This window comes from Roseateles sp. P5_E11, from assembly GCF_054049355.1.
In genome coordinates this window covers 1-8,858 of sequence record NZ_JBFUMO010000222.1, presented here as the reverse complement: position 1 = coordinate 8,858, position 8,858 = coordinate 1, and the positions used below count along the sequence as shown (strand labels likewise).

Below are 8,858 nucleotides of genomic sequence, written 5' to 3'. Positions count from 1 at the left end.
GCCCCGACGACGTCGAAGGCCACCGCGCCATTCGGCAGGCCATCGCGCCCATGCAGGTCGCCACCGGCGAGATGTGCCAGAACCGCATCCTGTTCAAGCAGTTCATGATGCGCGGCGCCATCGACGTGGTGCAGATCGACAGCTGCCGCCTGGGCGGCGTCAACGAGATCCTGGCCGTCATGCTGATGGCCGCCAAGCACGGCCTGCCCGTCTGCCCGCATGCCGGCGGCGTGGGCCTGTGCGAGTACGTGCAGCACCTGTCCATGATCGACTACCTCTGCATCGCCGGCACGCGTGACGGCCGTGTCATCGAGTACGTGGATCACCTGCATGAGCACTTCGTCGACCCCTGCGTCGTGCGCGGCGCGGCCTACATGCCGCCCGAAGCACCGGGCTTTTCGATCACGATGAAACCGGCCTCGCTGGCGCAATACCGGTTCGGGGGCTGAACTCGCCAGAACCGTTCCAGCACCAACGCGCGGCCTTGAAAGAGACCGCGCGATTTGCCTTTTTCCGGATAGGTCCACGTCATGAAGAACCGATCTCTGTCAACGATGCTGGCCTGCCTGTGCATCGCCCTGACCCCAGCGCGCGCGAGTGCGCAGGACGAGGGCGAATGGCATTCGCTGTTCAATGGCCGCGACCTTTCAGGATGGACCGTGAAGATCAACAAGCATCCGCTTGGAGACAACTACGCGAACACCTTTCGGGTGGAAGACGGCGTGATCAAGGTCAGCTATGACGGCTACGGCAAGTTCGACGAACAGTTCGGCCATCTGTACTCCAACCTGGCCTACGCCAACTACATCCTTCGGCTCGAGTACCGGATCACGGGCACTGCCGTTGCAGATGCCCCACCCTGGGCCAAACTCAACAGCGGCGTGATGATCCATTCACAGTCGCCCTGGACGATGGGGCTCAACCAGGCCTGGCCTGCCAGCATGGAATTCCAGTTCCTCAGCGCGGGCGCAACGGCGGGCCGCCAGACGGGAAATGTGTGCACGCCTGGCACCAACCTCGAGATGAAGGGCCGGCTGGTGACAGACCACATCATCGAGTCGACCTCGAAATTGTTCCCCCTGGATGAGTGGGTAGCGGTGGAGGTCGAGGTTCGAGGCAACGAGGAAGTCGTCCATCGCGTCAATGGCGTCGAGGTCCTGCGCTATCAGCATCCCCAGCTTGATCCCAGGGAGGACAGCGCAAAGGCCCTGCTGGATGCCGGTGCTCCCCTGCAGTTGTCATTCGGCCATATCGCGCTGCAGGCGGAATCGCAGCCCGTATGGTTTCGGAACATCAGGATCCGATCCCTCCCCGCCACTTCCCGGACCGGGCAACAGGCTCCGGGAGTGCCTCGGTGAAATCTCCTGCTGCTGCCGTGACTCGCGGCCTGCGATGACGAAGCCGCGCGCCCCTATTTACTTTGTCCATCGCCCCAACTAACATTGGTCATACCAAAAACACAACGACAAGTTGTGGTCCGACCACGAAAGTTCATCAGGGAGAAGTGCCTTGCAGGTCGAAGCCGCCGCGAGCCAACAGCTCCTCAAAGTCATCAATCGCATGGCGCTCGTCAGGCAACTGTGCGCCAAACCAGGTCAGTCACGAGCCGATCTGGCTGCTGTGGTGGGCCTGACCAAATCCACCGTCGGCCTGCTCGCCCGTGAATTGATTACCGAGGGTTGGCTGGTCGAGCGCGAAATCGTCCCGACAGGCGACATGGGTCGCCGCCCCACGCCCTTGTTCATCGATCCAACCCGACTGCTGCTGCTCGGTGCCGAAGTCGGCGTCGACTCCGTGCGCGTGGTTGCCACGTCCCTCACGGGCGAGATACGTGCAGAAACTGTCGCCAGCTACGGTGYCATTCGCTCGGCCAAGTCGTGCATTCGAGTACTTGCCGCATCGCTGCTGAAGGTCTTCGGGCAGCTCGCCGCCAGCGAGCAGGCGCTGGGTATCGGTGTCGGCTTGCCCGGCGGCGTCGATGCAGCGCGTGGCGTGCTTCGATTCGCGCCCAACCTGGGCTGGCGCGATGTGCCATTCGCAGCACTGCTGGCCGAAAGACTGGCTGACTCCCCGCTGGCACACGTGCCGCTCTTCCTTCAGAACGAAGCTGCTGTCGCCGCGGTTGGCGAAGTGGAGTTCAACTCCTCGACCGCCGCGGACCCATTGCTCTACGTCTCCATCAGCGAGGGCCTCGGTGCCGGTGTCATCGTCGGTGACCGGCTGCTGACCGGCAACCGAGGTTTCGCTGGCGAAGTGGGGCACACCGTGCTGCAACTCGATGGTCCGCGTTGTTCCTGCGGGCGCCGGGGCTGCGCGGAGGCGCTGATCTCGATGGGCGCCATGCAGCGGGGCTACGGCAGGGGGACGGAGATGACCTCGCTGTCTCGGATACGCAGCCATCTGTTGGGGAACGACCCTGAGACCCAGAATGCCGTCGCCTCCGCCGGACGCTACCTCGGCGTGCTGCTGCAGAACCTGTCTGCCACTTACGACCCCGCGTGCATCGTTCTCGGTGGCGCCGCGATCGAGCTGGGCGAACCATTCCTTAAGCCGGCGCTGGATACGCTGAACGCCTATGCCGCTGCAGCCGGTTTGCCACCGCCGATCGTGCGCACGTCGCGCTTCGGCGTCAACGCCGTCGCTGTCGGCGCTGCAGCGCTGGCACGTTATCGACTGACCCGCCCCGCGTTACCTCTGGCTGACGGTGGAACCATTTTTCTTGAAACAGCGGAGGCTGCTTGATGTTTCTCGGCATTGATCTGGGTACCTCGGAAGTCAAGCTGCTGTTGCTTGACGACAGCGGTCGCATCGTTGGTACCGCAGGCAGCGCATTGACGCTGTCGGCACCGGAACCTCTGTGGTCCGAGCAGAATCCATCCGACTGGTGGCGCGCGACCGGCACCGCCGTCGCCCAATTGCGCACGACCCACCCGACCGAGTTCGCCGCCGTGCGCGGCATCGGCCTGTCCGGCCAGATGCACGGCGCGGTGCTGCTGGGCGCTGACGACGCSGTGCTGCGCCCGGCCATCCTGTGGAACGACGGCCGCAGCCACGCCGAGTGCGACGAGCTGACRRCCRCCGCGCCGCGCCTGCACGACATCGCCGGCAACCTCGCCATGCCCGGCTTCACCGCCCCGAAGCTGCTGTGGGTCAAGAAGCACGAGCCCGAAGTCTTCGCGCGSGTGKCCAGCGTGCTGCTGCCCAAGGACTGGCTGCGCCTGCAGCTGACCGGCGACAAGGTCTCCGACCCGTCGGACGCCGCCGGCACCCTGTGGCTGGACGTGGCMCGGCGCGACTGGTCCGACGAACTGCTCGGCGCCTGCRGCCTGACGCGCGCGCAGATGCCSCGCCTGGTCGAGAGCAGCCAGCCCAGCGGCGTGCTCAAGCCCGAACTCGCCAAGGCCTGGGGCCTGGGCGCGGAGGTGGTCGTCGCCGGTGGCGCCGGCGACAACGCGGCCAGCGCCATCGGCATCGGCGCCACGCAGCCMGGKGAYGGCTTCATCTCGCTGGGCACCTCGGGCGTGCTCTTCGTCGTCAACGACCGCTACCGGCCCAACCCGGCCTCGGCCGTGCACGCCTTCTGCCATGCGCTTCCCGCACGCTGGCACCAGATGAGCGTGATGCTGTCGGCCGCCAGCTGCCTGCGCTGGTTCTGCCAGCTCGTCGGCGCCGATGAARCCMCCTTGCTGGCTGAACTTTCATCAAATGACAGCGCAGTCAGCRCCTCAGACCACGCGCCGATCTTCCTGCCCTACCTGGCCGGCGAGCGCACGCCGCACAACGACCCGTTTGCAGCCGGGGTCTTCCATGGCCTGAAGGCGCAGACGACGCGCGCCGACTGCACCTATGCCGTGCTCGAGGGCGTGGCCTTCGGGCTGGCCGATGGGCTGGACGCGCTGCGAGCCGCGGGCACCCAGGTCCACCAGCTGTCGCTGGTGGGCGGCGGCTCACGCAGCCGTTTCTGGGCCCAGCTGATCGCCGACGCGCTCCAGGTCGACATCGTCCTGCACACCGGCAGCGAAGCCGGCGGCGCGCTCGGCGCGGCACGCCTGGGCTGGTTGGCCACCGGGGGTGCTGTCGAGACCGTCTGCACCCGCCCGCCCGTGGCGGCCCTCTTCTCTCCCGACCCCGAACGCCATGCCCGCCTGGCCCCCCGCCTGGCGCGTTTCCGTGACCTCTACCGCCGCCTGCGCGGTGCCTGACCCCCGAGTTATGACGAGCTATTTCCACGCCATCGCCCCGATCCGYTTYGAGGGCGCCGACAGCCMSAATGACCTGGCCTTCAAGCACTACGACAAGGACCGCATCGTCCTGGGCCAGCGCATGGAGGAYCACCTGCGCTTTGCCGTGTGCTACTGGCACAACTTCGTCTGGACSGGCCTGGACCCGTTCGGCGGCGCCACCTTCGAGCGSCCCTGGTTCCAGGGCGGCAGCCCGATGGAGCTGGCCAAGCTCAAGGCCGACGCGGCCTTCGAGTTCTTYGMSAAGCTSGGCGCGCCCTACTACTGCTTCCATGACCGCGACGTCGCCCCGGAAGGYGCCACGCCGCGCGAGAGCCACGAGAACTTCCTGCGCATGGTCGACGTGCTCGGCGAGAAGCAGCAGGCCACGGGCTTGAAGCTCTTGTGGGGCACGGCCAACCTGTTCAGCCACCGCCGCTTCATGAGCGGYGCGGCCAGCAACCCCAACCCCGAGCTGTTCGCCATGGCCGCGCTGCAGGTGCGCGACGCGATGGACGCGACGCTGAAGCTCGGCGGCGAGAACTAYGTGCTGTGGGGCGGCCGCGAGGGCTATGAGACGCTGYTGAACACGCGCCTCGGGCAGGAGTTGGACCAGCTCGGCCGCTTCCTGAACATGGTGGTGGAGTACAAGCACAAGATCGGCTTCAAGGGCGCCATCCTCATCGAGCCCAAGCCGCGCGAGCCGTCCAAGCACCAGTACGACTTCGATACCGCCACCGTGTACGGCTTCCTCGTCCGTTACGGCCTGGAGAAGGAAGTGAAGGTCAACATCGAGGCCAACCACGCCACGCTGTCGGGCCACAGCTTCGAGCATGAGATCGCCACGGCCGGCGCGCTGGGCATCCTGGGCAGCCTGGACATGAACCGCGGTGATCCGCAGCTGGGCTGGGACACCGACCAGTTCCCCAACAACGTGCCGGAGACGGCGATCGCGCTGTACCACGTCATCCAGGCCGGMGGSCTGGGCTCGGGCGGGTTGAACTTCGACGCCAAGGTGCGCCGCCAGTCCATCGACGCCGAGGACCTGTTCCACGGCCACATCGGCGGCATGGACGTGTGCGCCCAGGCGCTGCTGATCGCCGAGAAGATGGTCAACGACGGSCGCCTGAARGCCGCCGTGGACAGCCGCTACGCCGGCTGGGACGCRCCCGCCGGGCAGGACATCCTCAACGGCCGGCGTTCGCTGACCGAACTCGCCGACCAGGTGCTCGCCGCCAACACCGACGTGGYGCCCGTGTCCGGCCGCCAGGAAGTCTTCGAGAACCTGGTCAACCGCTTCTGCGGCTGACCGCCGATCACCGATTCACCCCCGCCCAACACACCCGAGCCGACACGCTGCCCATGACGAACACCCTCGCTCAAAAGCCTTGCGCCTGTCGACCTGGGCGATGTTGATTTCCTTGCTTCCCCGAACCAGCAGTACGACACGGGCCTAGAGCCCTACGACAACGAGAGGAGACAAAGTGACACATCACCATCCCCGCCGAACCGCTGTATCCCTTGCCGCCGCCCAGGCCGCCCTGCTCTGCAGCGGCATGGCGATGGCGCAGACCGCGCCGGCCCCCGCCGCCGCCGCCGCATCCGCACCCACCACCAACCTGGAAACCGTCGTCGTCAGCGGCCGCCGAGCGGCGCTCGAATCGGCACAGAAGATCAAACAGAATTCCGACGAGATCGTCGATTCGATCGTGGCCGACGACATCGGCAAGCTGCCCGACCGTTCCGTCACCGAAGTGCTGCAGCGCATCGTCGGCGTGACGATCGAGCGCACCATGGCTCGCAACGACCCCGAGCACTACTCGGTGGAAGGTTCCGGCGTCAATATCCGCGGCCTGTCCTATGTGCGTTCCGAAATGAACGGCCGGGACACTTTTTCTGCCAACGGTGGCCGCGCACTGAACTTCGAAGATGTGCCGCCCGAGCTGATGGCCGGCATCGACGTGTACAAGAACCCGTCGGCCGAACAGATCGAGGGCGCTGTCGGCGGCCTCGTCAACCTGCGCACGGCGCTGCCTTTCGACTACCAGGGCTTCAAGGGCTCGGTCACGGTGCAGGAGGCCTACAACAAGCTCAACGGCAAGAAGAAGCCGTCTGCCAGCGGCCTGCTGGTCAACAGCTGGAATACCGACATTGGCCGCATCGGCGTCTTGCTGAACGCTGCGAGTTCCAAGAGTGCCACGCGCTCCGACTTCTTCCAGGTCGAGCCCTACTACCCCCGTACCGACGCAGTAGTCGGCCAGCCCGCCGGCTCCTACCTGTGGGTGCCCAAGGGCGCGCAATGGCGCACCCTGGAATTCGAGCGCAAGCGCGACGGCCTGTACGGCGCCCTGCAGTGGAAGAAGGACAACATCGATAGCTCGCTGACCTACTTCCGCTCCAAGTACCGCATGCAGTGGGACGAACAGGCGATCTTTGCAGGCACTGAGCCTTACAAGATCAGCGTCACGAATGGCAAGTTCAATGACCAGGGTGCGATGGTCTCCGGCACGTTGACCAACAACGACGGGTCGCTGCTGAACTTCAACGACGACACCCGCACGGCCACCCGCAACTCCAAGACAGAGGACTTTGCCTGGCGTTTGAACTGGAAGGCGAATGACCGCTGGAGCTTCACGTCTGACCTGCAGTACGTGAAGGCTTCCACGCGCGGTCTGGACTCCACCGTCGCGACCGGTGTCGGCATGCAGAAGGAGGTTATCGACCTGAGCGGCAGCACGCCCAGCCTCAGCTTCGACGCCGCTGACCGCGCCTACCTCGCCGACCCCAAGAACTACTACTGGGCGTTCACGATGGAGCACCTGGACCGCAGCAAGGGAACCCAGAAGAGCTGGAAGGGCGATGCCCGCTACCGCTTCGAGCACCCGGTGCTGCAGGACCTGCGCTTCGGCATGCGCCTGACGGAACGCGAAGCGCAGAGCTCGACCAATCCGTCGAACTACCACTGGCAGGCCATCTCCCAGCCCTGGACGACAGGAGGCCCGGCCTACCTGAGCGACTACCCCGGCGGCACCCAGACCAACACTTTCAACAACTTCTTCGGTGGCAGCGTCCCCACGCCGCCGTCGGTCGTGTTCCCGTCGGTCGCACAAGCCGTCGGCTTCCCGGCTTCCTATGCCGTGCTGCACAAGTACGGCGCCGACAACTGCGTGGTCAAGCAGACCGCGGCCGGTCAAAGCACCGATGCCTGCAGCCAGTGGCCATTCGCCTTCTCCCCCGAAGGCCTGGGCAGCGACATCGCCCAGGACATCCAGAGCGGCAGCGGCAACAAGCAGTCCGAGAAAACCCAGGCCGCTTTCGCCCAGCTGCGCTTCGGCTTCGACGAATGGAAACTGCCGCTCGACGGCAACGTCGGCGTGCGGGTCGTGCGAACCCAGAACGACGCCCTGGGCTACACCTCCTTCGCCGGCACCGAACAGGCCAAGCTGGGCCTCGGCGGAGTGCCGGTGCCCAACATCCCGAAGTACCAGAAGCTGGAGACCTTCAAGAACAGCTACACGGACGTGCTGCCCAGTCTGAACCTCAAGCTCCAGGCCGCGCAGGACGTGCAGTTCCGATTCGCCCTGGCCAAGGCCATCGCCCGGCCTGACTTCGACAGGTTGCAGGCGAGCACCTCGCTGAGCCAGACCATCAACAGCACCGCCACCACGGTGACCAGCGTCTCGCAGAGCGGCTCCGCCAAGGGCAACCCCATGCTGCTGCCGACCCGCTCGACGCAGGAGGACCTGACGGCCGAGTGGTATTTCAGCCGCGCGGGTTCGCTGACGGTTGCAGCGTTCCACAAGGACCTGAAGGACATCCTCGTCAACCAGACGTCGAACTTCCAGTTGCCCGACGTCACCGGCAAGCCGCAGAACTTCTCGGTGACGAGCCCGGTCAACGGCGCCTCCGGCAACCTCACCGGTGTGGAACTCGCCTTCCAGACGTACTTCGACAAGCTGCCGGGCTGGCTCTCCGGCTTTGGCGTGCAGGCCAACTACACCTACGTCGACAGCAAGAGCAAGTTGTACAACCCGGTCAACTCGCCCTACTGCAGCGGTACCGCCAACTCGGCCGACAACTTTGGCCTGAACTTGAACGGCTGCGACACCGACGGCCGTCAGTTCGGCAACCTGCCGTTGCAGGGCCTGTCGCGCAAGGCTTACAACCTCGCGCTGATGTATGACCACGGTCCGCTGTCCGCACGCCTGGCCTACAGCTGGCGTTCGCGCTACCTGCAGGCCATCAACGTGAACGGCACGCAGGGCACGGACGGCCTCGTGACCGATCCGAACAGCCCGAACCTCGGTCAGAGGAACGTGGCCTGGGGCCTGCCGGTGTGGGCCGAGAGCTACGGCCAGCTGGACGCCGGTGTGTCGTACAAGCTGTTCAATGATCAGATGTCACTCGGCCTGGAGGCGCAGAACCTCAATTCCGCCCGCCAGCGTCAGCTGATGCAGCAGCATATCGGCTACATGACCCGTGGTCTGTTCTACACCGGCCCTCGCTACGTGGTCACGGCGCGCTACACGTTCTGACCTTGGTTTGCGCCCGGCGGTCCGCAGGATCRCCGGGCGCCTGGAATCCCGATGAAAAGAAACGCACTTCTCTCGGCGGTGCTGGCCGGCTTGCTCTCCCTGC

General features: G+C 65.6%; 6 protein-coding genes. All 6 read left to right on the top strand.

The window, feature by feature from the left end; translation table 11 throughout:
• On the top strand, nt 1-449 hold a 449-nt coding region (locus tag ACXJKR_RS17015; protein WP_457323823.1), incomplete at its 5' end, for an enolase C-terminal domain-like protein.
• Nucleotides 450-530: 81 nt separating this feature from the next.
• Entirely contained in the window at nt 531-1,358 is an 828-nt protein-coding gene (locus tag ACXJKR_RS17010; RefSeq protein WP_457323822.1) for a 3-keto-disaccharide hydrolase, read from the top strand.
• 151 nt (nt 1,359-1,509) lie between these two features.
• Nucleotides 1,510-2,742 carry an ROK family protein gene (locus tag ACXJKR_RS17005; protein WP_457323821.1) on the top strand — a complete coding sequence of 411 codons (1,233 nt, stop codon included), beginning with the start codon at nt 1,510-1,512 and terminating at the stop codon, nt 2,740-2,742.
• A complete protein-coding gene (gene xylB, locus ACXJKR_RS17000) occupies nt 2,742-4,202 on the top strand; it encodes a xylulokinase (protein WP_457323820.1) in 1,461 nt (486 codons plus the stop codon). The genes ACXJKR_RS17005 and xylB overlap by 1 nt, the downstream gene beginning before the upstream one ends.
• A 10-nt stretch (nt 4,203-4,212) precedes the next feature.
• Nucleotides 4,213-5,529 carry a xylose isomerase gene (xylA, locus tag ACXJKR_RS16995; RefSeq protein WP_457323819.1) on the top strand — a complete coding sequence of 439 codons (1,317 nt, stop codon included), beginning with the start codon at nt 4,213-4,215 and terminating at the stop codon, nt 5,527-5,529.
• A 175-nt stretch (nt 5,530-5,704) separates the two neighbouring features.
• On the top strand, nt 5,705-8,755 hold the full coding sequence (locus tag ACXJKR_RS16990) for a TonB-dependent receptor (protein WP_457323818.1): 3,051 nt from the start codon (nt 5,705-5,707) through the stop codon (nt 8,753-8,755).
• Nucleotides 8,756-8,858 lie beyond the last annotated feature (103 nt).

Bases quoted from the DNA above. Each gene is read 5' to 3' on its own strand.
- ACXJKR_RS17010 (WP_457323822.1), top strand. From the start codon at position 531: ATGAAGAACCGATCTCTGTCAACGATGCTGGCCTGCCTGTGCATCGCC.